General features: G+C 41.5%; 11 protein-coding genes and 2 pseudogenes. 8 read left to right on the top strand and 5 right to left on the bottom strand.

The window, feature by feature from the left end:
- The first annotated feature begins 24 nt into the window (after window positions 1-24).
- The 3 genes and pseudogenes from NSQ58_RS15560 (at window position 25) to NSQ58_RS15550 (ending at window position 6,553) form a co-directional block, all read left to right on the top strand.
- Window positions 25-929 (top strand): annotated as a pseudogene (locus tag NSQ58_RS15560) (LysR family transcriptional regulator).
- Between the two features lie 1,254 nt (window positions 930-2,183).
- Window positions 2,184-4,091 (top strand): carbohydrate-binding protein, encoded by a 1,908-nt coding sequence (locus NSQ58_RS15555; RefSeq protein WP_341057702.1) that lies wholly within the window; start codon window positions 2,184-2,186, stop codon window positions 4,089-4,091.
- Window positions 4,092-4,387: 296 nt separating this feature from the next.
- A complete protein-coding gene (locus NSQ58_RS15550) occupies window positions 4,388-6,553 on the top strand; it encodes an amidase (RefSeq protein ID WP_341057700.1) in 2,166 nt (721 codons plus the stop codon).
- 305 nt (window positions 6,554-6,858) lie between these two features.
- On the opposite strand, the gene NSQ58_RS15545 is transcribed toward NSQ58_RS15550, so the two are convergent.
- A complete protein-coding gene (locus NSQ58_RS15545; protein ID WP_025723225.1) occupies window positions 6,859-7,539 on the bottom strand; it encodes a winged helix DNA-binding protein in 681 nt (226 codons plus the stop codon).
- A 207-nt stretch (window positions 7,540-7,746) separates the two neighbouring features.
- Here NSQ58_RS15545 and NSQ58_RS15540 point away from each other — a divergent pair, with 207 nt between their 5' ends.
- A complete protein-coding gene (locus NSQ58_RS15540; RefSeq protein WP_028541602.1) occupies window positions 7,747-8,379 on the top strand; it encodes an NAD(P)H-dependent oxidoreductase in 633 nt (210 codons plus the stop codon).
- Window positions 8,380-8,774: 395 nt separating this feature from the next.
- On the opposite strand, the gene NSQ58_RS15535 is transcribed toward NSQ58_RS15540, so the two are convergent.
- A complete protein-coding gene (locus NSQ58_RS15535) occupies window positions 8,775-9,215 on the bottom strand; it encodes an ATP-grasp domain-containing protein (RefSeq protein ID WP_175405240.1) in 441 nt (146 codons plus the stop codon).
- 639 nt (window positions 9,216-9,854) lie between these two features.
- Between NSQ58_RS15535 and NSQ58_RS15530 the strand changes: the two genes are divergently transcribed.
- The gene (locus tag NSQ58_RS15530; RefSeq protein WP_028541603.1) at window positions 9,855-10,427 is read left to right on the top strand and encodes a DinB family protein; all 573 of its coding nucleotides are present in this window, start codon (window positions 9,855-9,857) and stop codon (window positions 10,425-10,427) included.
- A 474-nt stretch (window positions 10,428-10,901) separates the two neighbouring features.
- On the opposite strand, the pseudogene NSQ58_RS15525 reads toward NSQ58_RS15530, so the two are convergent.
- Both NSQ58_RS15525 and NSQ58_RS15520 read right to left on the bottom strand, forming a co-directional pair.
- Window positions 10,902-11,213: pseudogene (locus NSQ58_RS15525) on the bottom strand (AAA family ATPase); the annotation flags it as partial.
- A 335-nt stretch (window positions 11,214-11,548) separates the two neighbouring features.
- Window positions 11,549-11,968 carry an SDR family NAD(P)-dependent oxidoreductase gene (locus NSQ58_RS15520; protein ID WP_231517195.1) on the bottom strand — a complete coding sequence of 140 codons (420 nt, stop codon included), beginning with the start codon at window positions 11,966-11,968 and terminating at the stop codon, window positions 11,549-11,551.
- Between the two features lie 343 nt (window positions 11,969-12,311).
- On the opposite strand from NSQ58_RS15520, the gene NSQ58_RS15515 reads away from it, so the two are divergent.
- Window positions 12,312-13,070 (top strand): SDR family oxidoreductase, encoded by a 759-nt coding sequence (locus tag NSQ58_RS15515; RefSeq protein WP_025723222.1) that lies wholly within the window; start codon window positions 12,312-12,314, stop codon window positions 13,068-13,070.
- 139 nt (window positions 13,071-13,209) lie between these two features.
- On the top strand, window positions 13,210-13,827 hold the full coding sequence (locus tag NSQ58_RS15510) for a TetR/AcrR family transcriptional regulator (RefSeq protein WP_025723221.1): 618 nt from the start codon (window positions 13,210-13,212) through the stop codon (window positions 13,825-13,827).
- Between the two features lie 520 nt (window positions 13,828-14,347).
- Here the strand turns inward: NSQ58_RS15510 and NSQ58_RS15505 are convergent.
- Window positions 14,348-15,007: a TetR/AcrR family transcriptional regulator gene (locus NSQ58_RS15505; protein WP_025723220.1), complete on the bottom strand. Its 660-nt coding sequence runs from the start codon at window positions 15,005-15,007 to the stop codon at window positions 14,348-14,350.
- A gap of 232 nt (window positions 15,008-15,239) precedes the next feature.
- Here NSQ58_RS15505 and NSQ58_RS15500 point away from each other — a divergent pair, with 232 nt between their 5' ends.
- Window positions 15,240-16,235: an aldo/keto reductase gene (locus tag NSQ58_RS15500; protein ID WP_025723219.1), complete on the top strand. Its 996-nt coding sequence runs from the start codon at window positions 15,240-15,242 to the stop codon at window positions 16,233-16,235.
- Window positions 16,236-16,576 lie beyond the last annotated feature (341 nt).

The following is a 16,576-nucleotide window of genomic DNA, read 5'->3' as shown; positions in this document are numbered from 1 at the left end:
AAATTAAACCTAAGGAGAACATCGATGGAAATTAGACACCTTATTACATTCAGACGATTATCGAAATCGGAAGTTATACAGGGGCTGCATTGCAATTGGGATACACTCAGTCCACGATCACTGCCCATATACAGTCGCTTGAAGAAGAGATTGGCGGGGAGCTTTTCACTTACGAAAGAAGGCACTTGAAACTTACTCAATTAGGGAGAGAATTAATACCTCTGGCAGAAGATCTACTGGCTACTCATGACCAGATTAGAAATATACGAAGCAACCAGGAGGTTAAAGGTGCTATAAAGGTGGCTGCACCAGAGTCTTTAACAATTTCTAGATTAAGCCCGATTATAAGGGAATTCTCTTTGAAATATCCTCATGTCAAATTCATCCTTATCAACGGTATATGTGAACAAAACCAGGTTGACTTAATCAGTGGACGTGTAGATGTGGCTTTCATGGTCTACCCGGAAATACATCCGGAAAAATGCATTCATTATTCTTTGGCCCAGGAGAACATTGTCCTGGTGTGCAGCAATGACGGTCCAGACCATTTCGATGAATATAAGCGAGAGAACACCAACCATTTTTTTATTACGAATGAAGAAAGCTGTAGTTATCGGACCATGTTTGAAAGATATCTTGTAAAGCATGATATTCACCCATTTCAAACAATGGAGTTATGGAGTATTGAGGCGATTAAACAAACCGTTATGAGTGGGCTTGGATTTTCTTTTTTGCCTTATATTACAGTTAAAGAAGACGTGAATAGAGGAAAACTTAAAATCGTAAGTCATTCCGAAAAGTTCGATCCGATATACTCCCATATGCTGATTAAAAAGAAAAAGTGGTTATCTCCAACAGTAAAAGCTTTCTCTGAATTTGTGATAAAGTCGATCCGTGAAACGGATAACGAACTCGAAAGTTCAAGATGACTACCATTTGTTGGATAATTGGTAATCGGGCCATGTTCTTGTCCCTCGACATTCCTTCCATGTCTCGTCAGCATATTGATCAAACAATTCGCCGGCTTCCACAAATTTGTCAGAGATTCAATCAGTTCTCGAACCAAATTAAATTCGCCGCGATATGAAATAATATCAGCAAGTCAGCGCTTGATACAAGAGACAAACGCAGTTTTGTCTTAAATGCATTGTTTGTGGATGGAGAAACCTACTGATTTTTCAACTCGATTCCCAGCTTTTCTTTTGTCCATTTGGTATGATTTCTCCTGGTTTGAACTTAACATCTGAACCCCATGGTCACAAATACGTAATTGTTACCGGTTGATCGTATTTACCGTTCTTATCTCCAGTCTGGCACATGTAGTTTTTGTGTCACCCGGCTTGTGACCGCTCGCTATTGCTGCTACACCCGTTCAACACGGCCGACATGTCAACACACCTACCATCAGCAGACTGCCGATCCGTCTTCTTTTTACTTTCGTTCAACTTTGTCACCCCACTCTAGGTAATGTAGATTACAGCATTTATAATAATGAATGAATCAGGTAACTGCCCATACTAACTTTACAACATTTATTGCACTAATTTAGGATACTGGAAATTGGATATCAGTGTTGCATTAATGCAATCTCCCCTGGACAGGCAAAAGCATCCCTGCAGGGCTGCCTCTTCTGCTGCAATCATTCATACTAATTTATCCAGTCATGTTCAGCATACAACGTATGGACATAGTGTGTTTAACTAATGCCAACTTAAAGTTTCACCCGTCGATTGCGCTTGCTTGGGATAACAGGTCGGATATCTCGATTTTGCAAAAGGTCCAGCATGCCATTGGTATCGTAATTTACGTTCCTTTCGATTCGCTTTTTTTAGAAAATAGAATGATATTGTTATTTTTGATAGAACATGCTATGATTGCGCCAAATAAAACCATTATTTGCAATCAATTTACATATTAATATTTAATAACCCAATGTTTATGATTACTATACTTTCTCCAACACATAACTGGAGTTGTCAATAAATGAACAGAGACCAGTATATGGTGACTCTCCTCTCGTAGTTCACTTTTAAATTCAATAAATGTAAGCGATTTCATGTCTATTTCTCGTGCCCTCTTCACAGCAGTTCTCCTTACGGGTAGAGGTCTGAGTATATTCTTGAGTTTGATAAATTTACGAATAGCTCGGCTTTGGACCATATAAAAAAACGGAGGTTATTGTTATGATTAGAAAATGTCTAGCTTTATTTCTCTCCTTCACTTTATTGCTTGGTGTCTCTCTCGTGCTAAGTGTAGATGCTGCCAATCGACCACTGGCTAAACTCCCTGGAAATTCCAACCCTCTAGTGGATCATAAATTGGGAGCTGATCCCTATTCATTGGTATATGGTGGAAGGGTGTATGTCTACATGTCAAGTGATACGTATGTTTATAACAATGATGGATCGATTAAAGACAATGACTTCAGTGCACTGGATCGCATCCAGGTCATTTCCTCCGCGGACATGGTGAATTGGACGGATCACGGAACGATACCGGTCGCAGGTGCCAACAACAAGAACAACGGTAGAGGCATTGCCAAATGGGCCTCTAACTCCTGGGCTCCAGCAATTGCGCATAAAAAATTGAATGGCAAAGATAAATTCTTTCTTTATTTTGCCAATGGTGGGGCAGGAATTGGAGTCCTGACAGCAGACACGCCGATCGGACCTTGGACAGACCCCCTCGGTAAAGCGCTTGTGACACATAGTACGCCTGGAATGGCTGGCGTGACATGGCTTTTTGATCCGGCTGTGTTGGTGGATGATGATGGCACAGGATACCTGTATAGCGGTGGGGGAATTCCTAACGAATCCGATCCCGCTTCCATTGCTAATCCTAAAACAGCTAGAGTGATCAAGTTGGGGGCCGATATGATAAGTGTTGTTGGAAGCACAACCACCATTGATGCACCTTACTTATTTGAAGATTCCGGTATTCATAAGTACAATGGCAAATACTATTATTCCTACTGCATTAACTTTGCCGGGACACACCCGCCACAGTACCCTGCAGGTGAAATCGGCTATATGGTCGGCGATAACCCGATGGGCCCCTTCACTTATAAAGGCCATTTCCTGAAAAACCCCTATACATTCTTCGGCGTTGGCGGCAACAACCACCATGCTGTATTTAACTTTAAAAATGAGTGGTACGTCGTGTATCATGCCCAAACGGTCAGCAAGGCACAAATTGGAAATGGAAAAGGCTATCGCTCTCCTCACATTAATAAGCTGGTGTACAATACCGATGGAAGCATCCAGGAGGTACAAGGGAATATGACTGGAATAGCTCAGCTATCCAATCTAAATCCATATACCAGAGTTGAAGCGGAAACCATGGCGTGGCAGGCGGGTATTACGTCCGAGCCCACTCAAGCCACTGGCGGTCCGGTCAGTAATCTGAATGTGACCAATATTCACAATGGGGACTGGGTCGCTGTCGGGAAGGCTGATTTTGGCTCTACCGGAGCAAAGACGTTCAAAGCCAATGTTGCCACAAATGTCGGTGGTAGTATTGAAGTACGTCTTGACAGTGAGACAGGCCCTTTAGTCGGCACCTTAAAAGTACCTTCAACTGGAGGTATGCAGACCTGGAGAGAAGTAGAGACCACGATCAATAATGCAACTGGGGTTCGCAACATTTATCTGGTGTTTACTGGGACAGGAAACGGCAATCTATTTAATTTGGATGCCTGGCAGTTTACCCCCAACACGGGGAGCAATACGGGGACAAAGGTTGAAGCTGAGAACATGAACATTGGCGGCACTTATGCGGGCAAGATCAGTACACCTTTTGACGGGGCTGCTCTGTATGCCACTGCTGACTATGCATCATACTCACAGTATTTTGCCAACCCTACGCATAATATCTCAGTACGGGGGGCTTCAAGCAATGCTAGTACGGCCAAAGTGGACTTGGTTATTGGAGGAGTAACTGTGGGTTCCTTTTATTTCACGGGCAAAACGCCGACTGTCCAAACTTTATCCAACATTACTCACGCTACCGGAGATCAGGACGTCAAACTCACCTTGACGAGCGATGACGGAACCTGGGATGCCTACGTGGATTTCATTGAATTTTCATTATGATCGCTCGTATTTATCTTAGCCAAATGTTTACTATATTGAGAATGTCTGGGTGTTTCATCCTCAGTGACTTACAAGTGTAACCCATGGAAAACGCCCTCTGGTGCTCGGGATTTGCTAGGGAAGCTCCCTAGTGTAATCTCGGGCACCATTTTACCTTAAATGGCTCCCTTTATATCCGTATTACAAAAATTGACATTTCGTATGAAAATAAGTAGTATAATTAGAAACATTTATGAATTTCTCGTTCCTCTCTATTCAAATTCCTGATCCTATCTAATTTAAGGAGTGAAAATGCTATGTGCGCACGAATGCTAAAAGCGAATGCAAGGAATGTAATCGGTAATTATTGCAAATGGATCGCGACTGGTATGATTTTAACTCTCACGGGATGCTCCCTTGCATCCGCCACCCCTTCGCCCTCTTCCTCAAGTAAAACCAGTAGTGAACCCGTCTCCTCCCTAGTTACATTTCAATTGCAAGAGGCTACGATTGCTCAGATGCAGGACGCGATGAAGTCAGGAGCACTGTCGAGTGTCGAACTCACCGCCCTGTACCTTAACCGCGTATATGCCTATGATGCTAGTGGCATTCGGCTGAATTCCATCCCTGTTCTGAACCCCGACGTACTAAAAGAAGCCGCTCAGGCTGATCAACTAAGGGCACAGGGTATTAAGACCGGTCCACTGCAAGGCATCCCCTACACGGTTAAAGACAGCTACAAGGTTAAGGGACTCACTGTCGCTTCTGGATCTCCAGCTTTCAAAAATCTGATGGCAAAAGACGATGCCTTTACAGTAGAGAAGATACGCAAATCCGGAGGGGTGCTCATTGGTAAAACCAACATGCCGCCAATGGCAGCAGGGGGAATGCAAAGAGGCGTTTATGGCCGTGCTGAAAGTCCGTACAATCCAAATTATTTGGCTGCAGCTTGGTACTCTGGCTCCTCTAACGGATCTGGCGTATCAACAGCCGCCAACCTCGCTGCCTTCGGTATGGGGGAGGAAACGGTATCCTCTGGAAGATCACCAGCATCTAACAATGGTTTAATTGCCTACACGCCATCGCGGGGCCTAATCTCCATTCGGGGGAATTGGCCGCTCTTCCCTATACGGGATGTCGTTGTCCCACATACGAGGACTGTCGAGGACATGCTCCGCTTGCTTGACGTGATCGTTGTAGAAGATAAGATCACCAAGGGGGATTTCTGGCGAGAACAGAAAGCCGTTCGACTCCCTTCTGTCAACAGTGTCCGTCCCAAATCCTATTTAGAGCTGCGAGACATTCAAGCGTTAAAAGGCAAGCGCATTGGCGTTCCGAAAATCTATATTGGTAAGGACCATGAAACCACAACTCCGATCAAATTCAGACCTTCGATACAGGCATTATGGGAAAAAGCTGTAAAGGATTTAACTGCTCTTGGAGCTGAGGTTGTGGAAGTTGACTTCCCCTTGCAGGCGAACAGCGAGAAAGACCGGGCAACAGCAAAAACACCTGAGGAACGTGGTTTGATGCCGGCAAAGTGGGTTGAAAAGGAATTCGGATTGCTTAATCCTTATGCTGCTGAGGAATTCCTTAAAAGTGTGGGCGATCCGAATTTTCCGTCATGGGCTAATATCGACCCTGCAACCGTCTTCCCAAATCCGCCCGGTTCGGTAGATGCCAAACGTGGCAGAGACCTTGGCCACTATGACGTATTTATTGAAACCATAAAGAAAGGCGTCACCCCTTACGAACAAATTCCCCAGTTTCATGAAGGACTACGGGGGCTTGAAAATGTGCGAAAGATTGATTTTGAAAATTGGATGAAGCAAAACAACCTTGATTTTATTGCATTCCCGGCAAATTCGAATATCGGCAAAGCTGACTCCGATGTGAATGAAACATCCTATGAGGAGGCTTGGGAGAATGGCAACTATTTCTCCAATACGAATTTCATTCTACGCGAGTACGGTATCCCAAGTGTGTCTGTGAGTATGGGCGCTATGAAGGATACCGGAATGCCCGTTAATCTGACGATGGCAGGTGCCGCATACAGCGATAATGACCTGCTTCGTTACGCTTATTCCTATGAGCAGGCGACCAAAAACCGTCCTATTGCAGCACGCACGCCAGCGCTTGAGGATGAAACCTTTTCCTATAACCCGCGAACTGCTCTCCCACCCTCTAAACGCAAGGAAACAGGAACCCCTGAACTTAAGTTGAATGCTTCAATCACGGATGATGTTCTCACTTTGGAAGGTTCAGTCACAGATCAAAGCGATATCGCGCAGCTTAAAGTTTATGTCAATGGGATTCGTGTCGTTATTACAGAAGATAAAACCAATTGGTCAGCAACGCTTCCAACTACTAAATACAAACAGGGTGGTTCCTCCCAAGCCGATACGCTGCATATTCTCGTACTGGCCAAGGATATTTACGGAAATACCTCTGCTCAAGTCAAGTCAGTCACTTTACCCCAATGACGAAGGACATCATAGAACTCACTATAATTGTGGGTTCCCTGACCGTAAGGTTATCATTAGAAAAGCTATCGCTGCAGCTGGCCTGAGCGACGGGATAGAGTGTAATATCCTATTCCTATTGCTGTTGCAATCCCGCTTCCATTTAATTGCTATTTGAAGGGAGCGGGCTGTAGCCCAGCTATCACCAAATAACTTATGGTCGAGAGTACAGAATTCTTAGGAGACCTAAGAATTTTTAGTGCCTTCATGCATTTTTTATAAGAGTTTCTCCATAAACCCTAAATTTGATAGAGACAAGGTATTAGTCAATCCTCAAGAAAGGCAATACGTATCAATTCTTTTACTCTGCTCAACTTCTTCGAATCAAAATTCTGCAACATACTTAAGATTTCATTTTTTTGTTGTAAATCTATAGGTGAGCTAATCTTGTTAGTAGATAACTTGTAATCTTCGTGTTCATCCTCTGCTTCAACAGGAACCATTTCTGATCCAACCCATGAAGTTTCCAATACTTCTCTCATTAATTCTGAAAGAAAGCGTATCTGATCGAGGTTATAACGACTTAGAAAAATCCTAAAATTATCATCCATATGTTCATGAAGTTGCTGGTGCAATTTGAAAGCTTGCTCACCAGATGGAGTTAAACGAAATAATACTTCTTTTTTATTGGAAGATAATGATTCAGCATGTATAACTCCTAGTTTCACCAGCCGCTGAGTTATTTTGGATACGCTACCTCTAGGAATACCAAAATGCCTAGAAATTGTAATGCCATTGACTGGCTCTAATTCTCCTATAGCATCCAAGACATGGAGCATCTGAACAGATGCTTCCTTTAAAAATTCGATAACGACCGATTCAGTAGCATTTTTAATCATCCATCTCCTTTCTTCATCTTCGCCTTCTGACTGAAATCGCTTCTGTACAGCAGCAATGTGACCTATTATATCTGTTATTAAAAGCGTTTGTTCAACATTATCATTCATTTTTACAATCTCACTCTCTTACTTTTAAGATTTTATATTAGAGAATAAAGAAATATTCTCAGATTTTATATTTCTAGTATACCAAGTGATTATAAAAAATAAAATACAAGGAAACATTATTGACAACAGAGAAACAAAAATATATTATTGTATCCATAAAAAACAATTTTGTTTCCAAGAAAACAAAGTACAAGAAAGGAATTTTATATGAATATTCTTATTATATTTGATCATCCTTATGGAAGTGGTGCTTCAGAAAATATTCTTCACAATAGAAGTTATTCAGCCGCCTTGTTGGCAGCTACCATAAGAGGTTTGCGTTCAAGTGGTCACCGAATCGATTTGATTGATTTGCATAAAGACGGCTTCAATCCTGTTATGTCTGCTTCTGACCTCGCGTCTTGGCGAACAAAGGAAGTAATTGATCCTCTAATTGCAGATTATCAACAGCGACTACTCGAAGCAGATCACCTTATTTTTATCTTTCCTATCTGGTGGGAAGGAATGCCAGCAATGATGAAAGGTTTCTTGGATAAGGTATTCGCAAAAGGAATCGTGTACAGCGAGCCTAAACCAGGGCGTTTATTTAAGTGTCTGCTTCCTCGTTTGAAGGGTGCTTCTTTACTAACTGTTATGGCAACTCCAACATATATTTATCGATGGCTATTTGGAAATCCAATCACCAAAATGATGTTTCGTGGAACTTTTCGAAAAATGGGTATAAACTCACTTAAATGGTATAATTACTCAGGTATGGAGAAGCGAACTCTTGAACAGCGCCAATTGTATCTAATGGAAACGGAAAAACTTTTCGCAAAACGTTGGAATACTACTTATTGACTATTGCACAATAAATAGGGTGAATCGCTACATTTATCACTAATATTTTTGGTAAGTTTCATCTTCCGAAACGGCTTGCAAGCTTTCAGGAGTTCCCACGACTCGGCCTAAAGAGAACTTTCTAAGCATGTTTGGCATGTGTTAATCCTCCTGCCAGTCTTGGATTTTGGGTTGTCAAAAGAGCATTTGGGACATTGCCTGCCGCATGGCCTATATCCCTCAAAGGGAAAAAAATGCTTTCCATTAAAAGAATCGGCGCCTGCCGATTCTCTCCTTATTAAATCAAATAGTCCGACTGAGTTTATTAATGATGACGTGGCATTTGTCTCCCTCTGCATATACGCATAAATTAGATCATCATAAATAATCACACAGCAAGCCTGGATTTGATAATCCTAAATACTAGCATTCGCGATTGCATTTTTTGTAGTAATTGCTACACTATATATATTGATAATGAGAATCATTATTAAAGGTGCGGGTAACAGGTGACCAGCCTCAATGAAATAAGGCATTACCACCTCTTTGGTTGTGATTGCAAGCACTTCGTGCCTTCCATTAGTCGTCAGCACCTCAACGCTGTATTCTTCCCCGTCGTCTATATACTCCTCAATCACCAGCGTACCATCCAATATATATTCATCCTGCTGAATGCTATGACGCAACGCGTCTTCAATCTGTTCGAAAGAGCGGATTATTGAAATATTAAGGCTTCCCTGTCCGGAGACTGGTTTCAAAATTACAGGTGTCTGCCATTCCTCCAGACAGCTCACAATATCTTCCCTTGAGTTGTAGTGCGGTAGCGGTTGAAAGGAAGATTCATAAATAAAGAACAATAGATTAATCTCATTTTTAAAACCAAGAAACATTCCATAACAAATACGGCGACTTCTCTCCAGTGGATTCCAGAGAAAAGTCGCTATTTGGTTTTAAGTTTCGATAAAGGGTCTGGTTTAGCTACCCCAAAAAGGCTTTGCAATCTGCTGACCTTGATCAATCTTCGTCCTTACTCGTCTTCACAGGTTGTTTTAGCAAGCTTCCAGTCACTCACAAGTTGCTAAAAGTTAGAACACAACTTTATTGTCTGTTCGGTCCACCCTAATTTTTCAAATTTATGAGAATATACGCAACTCTAAAAATGCGTATTTATACAATCAATAAGAAGTTGTACTACTTCTTCATTGTCAATTGTTAGTGAATAATAATGTTTTAGACTAAACAATAAAGAACTAGACTGAGATAACAAAGTTATAGACTGGCGACGCGTGGCCCGCATGCACAGCTGCATTTGCGCTCCCGACTCTTCCGGAATGAAGTCAGCTTTGCGATCAGCGCGCTAGCGACAGCGGCCGGTGTAATTAGAAAATATAGTCTTAGACTGGTAAATAAAGTATTAAAGATATAAACTACGAATATGCTTTTTCTTGAGCCCTCTCATATGATGAGAGTAATTCAGTATTCGAGGAGATGATCTTCTGAATAAGAACATAGGGATTAAGGATATTTTGGTAAGGTTCGACGAGATTTCGAAGCATTATGTTCGGGAGCTGGACAAGTATAGTCTGGCGGAACTGTGTCGCAAGCCAAGCGAGAACGAATGGTCGCTTGGTCAAATGTACCTGCATCTGCCCCATTCCACGCTGAACTTGCAGCTCCGTCTTGCGGAGGAGTGCATGGCGCTCGGTGGCGGCAACGAGGAGGGCGGCGGGAAGACGGAGGCCGGCCATGCCGTGTTTGAGCAAGGGAGCTTCCCATCGGTTCGCATTCAGGTACCGGCCGACTTGCAATATACGCCTCCACAGCCAGAAAGCAAGGAGCAACTTGTCGCCAAGCTGGAGGAAGCAAGGCGCCGCATGCATGAGATTGGGGCGTCGCTGCAGAACATAGACCCAGAGCGGCTGCAGCGAAAGGCGACTCATCCGGCCGTAGCCTTCGGCGCGTTAAACGCGGTCGAATGGTTCACGATGGTGGAGATGCATTACCGTCATCATCTTCTTCAAAAGGAGCGGCTGGACGCTTTCTTACAAACTGCAGAGTTATTAGGCTAACAGGACACGATAGCTGAATGTTGACCACAACAGCGGCCAGTCTAGGAATTTATTTTCGCGTCCTTATCTGCCGCTGTTGCATTTGTCGGATCAGTCTAAAACTTTATTTTCTTCGGACATCAAATATGATTATTATTCTCGTTCAATCTGTAAATTTTCTCACTAATTATGACACCACACAACAATTGTGCGTTGTCATAATTAGTGAGAAAAAGTCATCAAAAAAGCTTATGGCATCAATACACATTTTCATATTTAGTGAGAAAAAGCAAAAACTCACTTTACATCTTTATGCATGATAATGAATACGGATTTTCGCGATATCTTCATCTTAATTATACACAGCAAAAAGACCACTATCTAGTATTAGATAGTAGTCTCAGTTTAAAATACTCTATTCACTTAAATTAAAATCATTTCGCCTTCTATTCTTCTACAGAAACATAAATACTTAATCCAGATTATGTAGTATTAATAAGCCAAGTAAGCAGAATTCGATTTGGGAGCCAGGGTCAGATAAATAACGGCTTGTGTTAAATGAACATCACACTCTGACATCCCTATAAATTGACATGCTTGAAACAATGAAACAGTGATTTCCAACGCCCTATTGTCTGCCAGACCTACGTCCTCACTTGCAAACCTAACGAGCCTACGAGCGATAAATAAAGGATCTTCACCTGATTCCAACATTCTTGACAACCAATAAATAGATGCATTCACATCACTATTTCGCATGGAATTATGCAATACAGAAATGATCGGACTATGTTCTTGTCTATTTCGGCAACCGATACAAGTTCTAGTCCTTCACTCGGGTACCGATAAAATAAGCCGCATAGCAAATTTAATGGCAGTCACTAAATTAGTCCTATCATTTTATTTATTTTTTGATTAATTGCATGATTCCTTTAGGAAAAGTTTCCTCTGCCTCTGTTCTTTTATCATAAAGACTGTACCAAGCATCTGCCACTTGATCAGGATCAAAACTTGTGCCCTGCTTGATTAAAGGACTAATGGATAAATGGCCCACAAATGCTCCAAGAGGAAGCAAACGCTCGTGTTATAGTTCCGGAGTCCTGACATGGCGATACCTGAATTTCCAAACATCGGGCTTGGACTCATTGCGGAAAGATCGCTTGTAAAAAGAAGCGCCCCTTCACCCCGTTCTGTCTTTCTGGAATGACTTGTCTGGCTGTATTTATAGCTCCAATGACAACATTGTTGAAAAATTGAAGTGCGCTCTCATCTGTCGTTTCCAGAACAGATGTCGTAGTAACATTTCCACTATGCGGATTAAACTCCATTACATCAATTGTACCGAACGTATTCTTAATTTCTTGAAAAGCCCTGATAAGTTGCATTTTGTTAGTGATATCGGCAGCAAAACCCTGAGCTTCAATGCCCATCTTACCAAGCTGCTCTGCATATTGGTCCAATTTCTCCTGTGTTCTTGAAACGAGTGCGATACGAAAACCGTTTCTTCCAAAAGTCTTGGCTAGTGAGAAGCCTAGACCAGGTCCTGCACCGATAATAAGCATTGTTTTCAATTCATACTCACCTTCCATAGAGACATTGATCTTCTTGATACAGTCCATATTTACCTTAGGTAACTGCTCTATTTTTTTATATACGCATCAGTAGACCTTCATTGAATCGACATCTTGGATTTGTCCTTCCAACAAGGTTTGAAGAAGTTTGCGTTCACGATTCGAGTCGGAAATCTCCCCAGCGGGCTACTTCTTCCTCATTTGTGTTCACTGTCTCCTGTCCACGTAGTGATCTTATCACACATCAATAAAAATATAAAGCTGAGTTACTTGACTTTGGTTAATTCCCCCCTTATATTTGTCCTTGTAAGTATCTTGCACTGGAGGTTTTAACATGAATAGACTTAAAGGTAAACGAGCACTTATCACGGGCGGCACCAGCGGAATTGGCTTGGAAACGGCCAAGCAATTTCTGTCTGAAGGCGCTGAATTGATTGTCACCGGAGTAACCCCAGCAAATGTAGAAAAAACGCAAAAGGAACTAGGAAATCAAGTCCTTGTGCTTCAAGCAGATTCCCGAGATCTCAACGCCCAACGTCAACTGGCAGAGCGCATTGAACAACATTTCGGTAAGCTGGATATTGCCTTTTTAAATGCAGGTGTATCCGACTGGCGTCCATTCGAGCAAATTGATGAAAATAGCTTTGACCGCTTATTTGCCATCAACGTAAAAGCTCCATTTTTCTTAATGCAGGCGCTGGTTCCCGTGATGGCGAACCCCTCCTCTGTCGTCCTGATGGGATCAAACAGTTCTCATGCTGGATATGCAACTTCTAATGCTTACGCGGCTACTAAAGGTGCCATTTCCACCTTGACCAAAGCCTGGAATTCTGACTTATTATCGTCTCACGGAATTCGCTTCAACACTGTGAGTCCTGGACCGATTGATACGCCGCTTTATGATAAGGATAAGCTCGGCGTATCTACCGAAATTCAAGAAATGGTTATGAACGGCATTCGTGATAGCATTCCAGCCGGGCGCTTAGGTACAGCCAAAGAGATTGCCAAAGCTGTTGTCTATCTGGCTTCGGATGAGTCACGCTTCACCATTGGCGTTGATTTGGTTCTGGATGGCGCGCAAACCATTCTTTAATGTGTTAGTCCTATTGCTGCTTAAGCCCTCCGCAGGTGCTTAGGCAGCTTTTTCTTTTAGAATACGGTCAATTGTTGTATAGTACAAGAGAGGGTGCTACCCCTCTGATAGGACTTAAATCCAACTTTGGAGTGGAAATATGGGAACAAAATCAACTTACCATGAACGTATAAAGGAAGAAAAAAGGGCATGTGCTATTGCCGCTGCAAAAGAACTGTTTTTTGAAAAAGGTTATGCGCGCACCACGTTAGCTCAGATTGCAAAACTTGCTGGTCTCTCTACAGGAACATTGTTCAATCATTTCCCGACCAAGGAATTGATCTTCGAAACCATCGTCAAGCATTTTTGGGAGCTTGATCCCGAATGGGACGTTCCACCGGTACTGGGCTCTCCATTGCAAGGATTGATAAAGTTCGGACGAGATTACGCATGCGTGCTGACTCGTGATGGAATGGCTCCTTTATTTCGGGTCGTCATTGCAGAGGCCAAGCAGTTCCCCGAGCTCAGTCTTTTTCATTATGAATTGGGTGAAGGTGCTGTTCATCAGAAATTGACGCAATATTTATTAGATGAAGTTCAATTGGGTAATATAAACCTGCCGGATGCGGCAAAAACGGCCAACGAATTTATGAGTATAATTGCTGGGCAGGTGCTATGGCCCAAAATGTTGCTGCTTGATTTCAGTATCTCCCGAGAGCAGGCTTTTCAAATAGCGGACGAGGCTGCACATATGATAATAAATAAGTATGCTCGCTAAAACAGACGAATACGAGTGATCTCCTATAACGGGAGTCCCTCGTATTCGTCTGTTTTACGTTCTAGTCTTAGACGCACTCTGTTTATAAAAAATGAAGAACAATCGGGTTTTTCCCATCTTATAATCGATGTTCCCCCTCTTACCTCATTATACTTATATACAGGTTACTTAGTTTTTCTGATGAGAAATCCTTCAATCTCATATTTTTACTAGCGGGGTTAATACCTAAAAATACTCTCATGACACCAATTATAATCAAAGTATGAAAAGAGTATCGATAACACACTCATTTCATTATTGGTATATTATCACATCAATGATTGTTGATCTAATCAACCTATTCATGTAATAGAAGAAAAGGCGAGAAGAGGAACACCCCGGTCATGTGCCGCCGTGCGTTTCATTCACGCCTTTTTCTATGCTTCTAATGTATCATGGAAAATCCGTCATATGATGCCCAACTTAAGCTTTAAAGTGTGTTCACTTTAAAAATAATTTGGATTATTCTAAATTGCTAAGTTTAATATAAGTTTTTTGAAATCTTTTGTGCCATATACTCAATTCTAGGAATCATCAAGTTGTCATCTATCATTTTCATTTTATCAGGTTTAAACAACTGAATTTTTTTTAGATTGTAATAGTCAAATAGCACTTGATACACGGTCAATTGGTTCTCCATCAGGTACTTTACATCTAAAACATTATTTAGAATCTCATCTTGCATAACGATAAGTCTACCCTCAATCTTATTAAAAACCCCACTTTTAATCCCTTCATCATAGAAAGCCAATTCCTGATCTACTCGTTGCTTCATAGCTTCTTTTAGGGACTCATAGGTCTCAGGATAACTACTTTCAAGATCCCTTAGGAAAATGTCTGTGATGAACTCTTTTAATATGATTGTTTGTTCAAATGTTTGCTGAAATCGCTGAACAAATACTTGATCAGCGTCAGAATCTTCAATAATTTCGTGGATGTATTCGATAGAAGCACTCACAAGAAACGTAATAATATCTTCTTTGGTAGAGAAATATTTATATAAAGTCGCCCTGCTTACATCCATAATCCTTGAAATTTCGTCCATTTTTAAACTTTGAAACCCATATTTTCTAACGTGCGCTGACAATCTATTAGTAAGTTTTTGCCTCATCTGATGTTGTCTTTCAATCTGCCGTTCCATCTAAATGCCCCCTTATAAATTATATTATAGCTCATAATCATCATTTTAAACAAAGTAAACAACACAGACACTTTAAATACTTTTTGTTTGCTTTATTCATTTTTCATGATATTATGTGTTTGTTCTTATGAATAACAGTGATGAAAATTCATATTGAACGAGCTAAGATTGGATACCTTTTAATCTAGGCTTTAAACACTTCGGTGATAAAATTATTTAAGGAGGAACAAAAATGCAAACTCGAAGTCTTGGTCAACAAGGTTTAAAAGTTTCTTCTATTGGTTTAGGTACTATGGGGATGACAATGGCATACGGTCCTTCAAATGAAGATGAAGCAATAGCAACTATTCGTCGAGCTTATGAGCTTGGAGTTAACTTTTTTGATACAGCAGAATTATATGGATATGGAAATGGTCACAATGAACAGTTGCTGGGTAAAGCTGTAAAGGATTTTCGTGAAAAGGTAGTACTAGCTACCAAATTCGGTTTTGATATGACGGCCGAGCAGATTGGAACACGTTTTAACAGCCGGCCAGAAAATATTCGTAAGGTAGCTGAGAACAGTCTTCGCTATCTGCAGACTGATTACATTGATGTGTTCTATCAGCATATCCCTGATCCTGATGTTCCTATCGAGGAAGTAGCTGGGGTCGTTGGAGATCTTATCAAAGAAGGCAAAGTTAAATATTTCGGTTTAAGTAACACCGGTTCAAAAACAATTCGTCAAGCTCACGCTGTTACTCCGGTTTCTATGCTTCAAACTGAATACTCCATATTTGAACGCGAGATTGAGGAAAACAATATACGAGAGACTTTGAATGAATTAGGCATAGGTTTAGTGCCTTACGCTCCTTTAGGCAGAGGGTTCCTGACAGGTGCTGTTAAACCAGCCCAAGAGTACGCGGAAGACGATATGCGCCGTTACGACGAGCGCTGGCAAGGCGAAAATTATATCTACAATCTACGAGCAACAGAACAACTTAATGAACTGGCTTCTAACAAAGGTATTTCTGTAGCCGAATTGGCACTGGCTTGGCTTCTCGCCCAGGGAGAAGATATCGTTCCGATCCCGGGTACACGAAGTGCTAAGCGAGTTGAGCAAAACGTTGCTGCTGCTAACGTCAATCTTACAGAAGCTGATCTTCAACGTATCAAAGAGATCCTTCCACACGGATCAGCCGGTAGCCGGTATCCAGCTGGAGTGTTGGAGAATTTCACAAGAGATTGATAATTTTGTTTATAGAATACTAAATATAAAATAAAAAAGCAGTTGACTAGAATTTCTTCATAGTCAACTGCTTTTTTAATTGACCACTTAAAACTCTATATCGCTCTGTTGAATAAACCTATAATTTCTAGTGTATGTTTTCGATGCTTTTCAGTAATCTACGTGGGAAAGTACTGCTGCTAAGATCACGCCGAAAGGACAAAAAGTTTCTTTGCGCGAATACCCTTGAATGCATCTGCAATCATTCGCTTTATGGGCTTCTTCGTTTTTGATTAACCATTGTACTCTTTACGGCCAGTGTGTGTAGAGATCATATATGGGTAGAACTATCCACCTTGTGT

It is taken from the genome of Paenibacillus sp. FSL M7-0134, from assembly GCF_038007865.1.
GTDB lineage: Bacteria > Bacillota > Bacilli > Paenibacillales > Paenibacillaceae > Paenibacillus > Paenibacillus polymyxa_B.
The sequence above is the reverse complement of the archived record's forward strand: the minus strand, read 5'-3'. Positions and strand labels throughout refer to the sequence as shown.

Excerpts from the sequence above, each read along its gene's own strand:
- NSQ58_RS15520 (WP_231517195.1), bottom strand. The coding sequence starts at position 11,968 with ATGCTTATTATCGGTGCAGGACCTGGTCTAGGCTTCTCACTAGCCAAG.
- NSQ58_RS15555 (WP_341057702.1), top strand. The coding sequence starts at position 2,184 with ATGATTAGAAAATGTCTAGCTTTATTTCTCTCCTTCACTTTATTGCTT.
- NSQ58_RS15550 (WP_341057700.1), top strand. The coding sequence starts at position 4,388 with ATGTGCGCACGAATGCTAAAAGCGAATGCAAGGAATGTAATCGGTAAT.
- NSQ58_RS15540 (WP_028541602.1), top strand. The coding sequence starts at position 7,747 with ATGAATATTCTTATTATATTTGATCATCCTTATGGAAGTGGTGCTTCA.
- NSQ58_RS15500 (WP_025723219.1), top strand. The coding sequence starts at position 15,240 with ATGCAAACTCGAAGTCTTGGTCAACAAGGTTTAAAAGTTTCTTCTATT.
- NSQ58_RS15545 (WP_025723225.1), bottom strand. The coding sequence starts at position 7,539 with ATGAATGATAATGTTGAACAAACGCTTTTAATAACAGATATAATAGGT.
- NSQ58_RS15505 (WP_025723220.1), bottom strand. The coding sequence starts at position 15,007 with ATGGAACGGCAGATTGAAAGACAACATCAGATGAGGCAAAAACTTACT.
- NSQ58_RS15510 (WP_025723221.1), top strand. The coding sequence starts at position 13,210 with ATGGGAACAAAATCAACTTACCATGAACGTATAAAGGAAGAAAAAAGG.
- NSQ58_RS15515 (WP_025723222.1), top strand. The coding sequence starts at position 12,312 with ATGAATAGACTTAAAGGTAAACGAGCACTTATCACGGGCGGCACCAGC.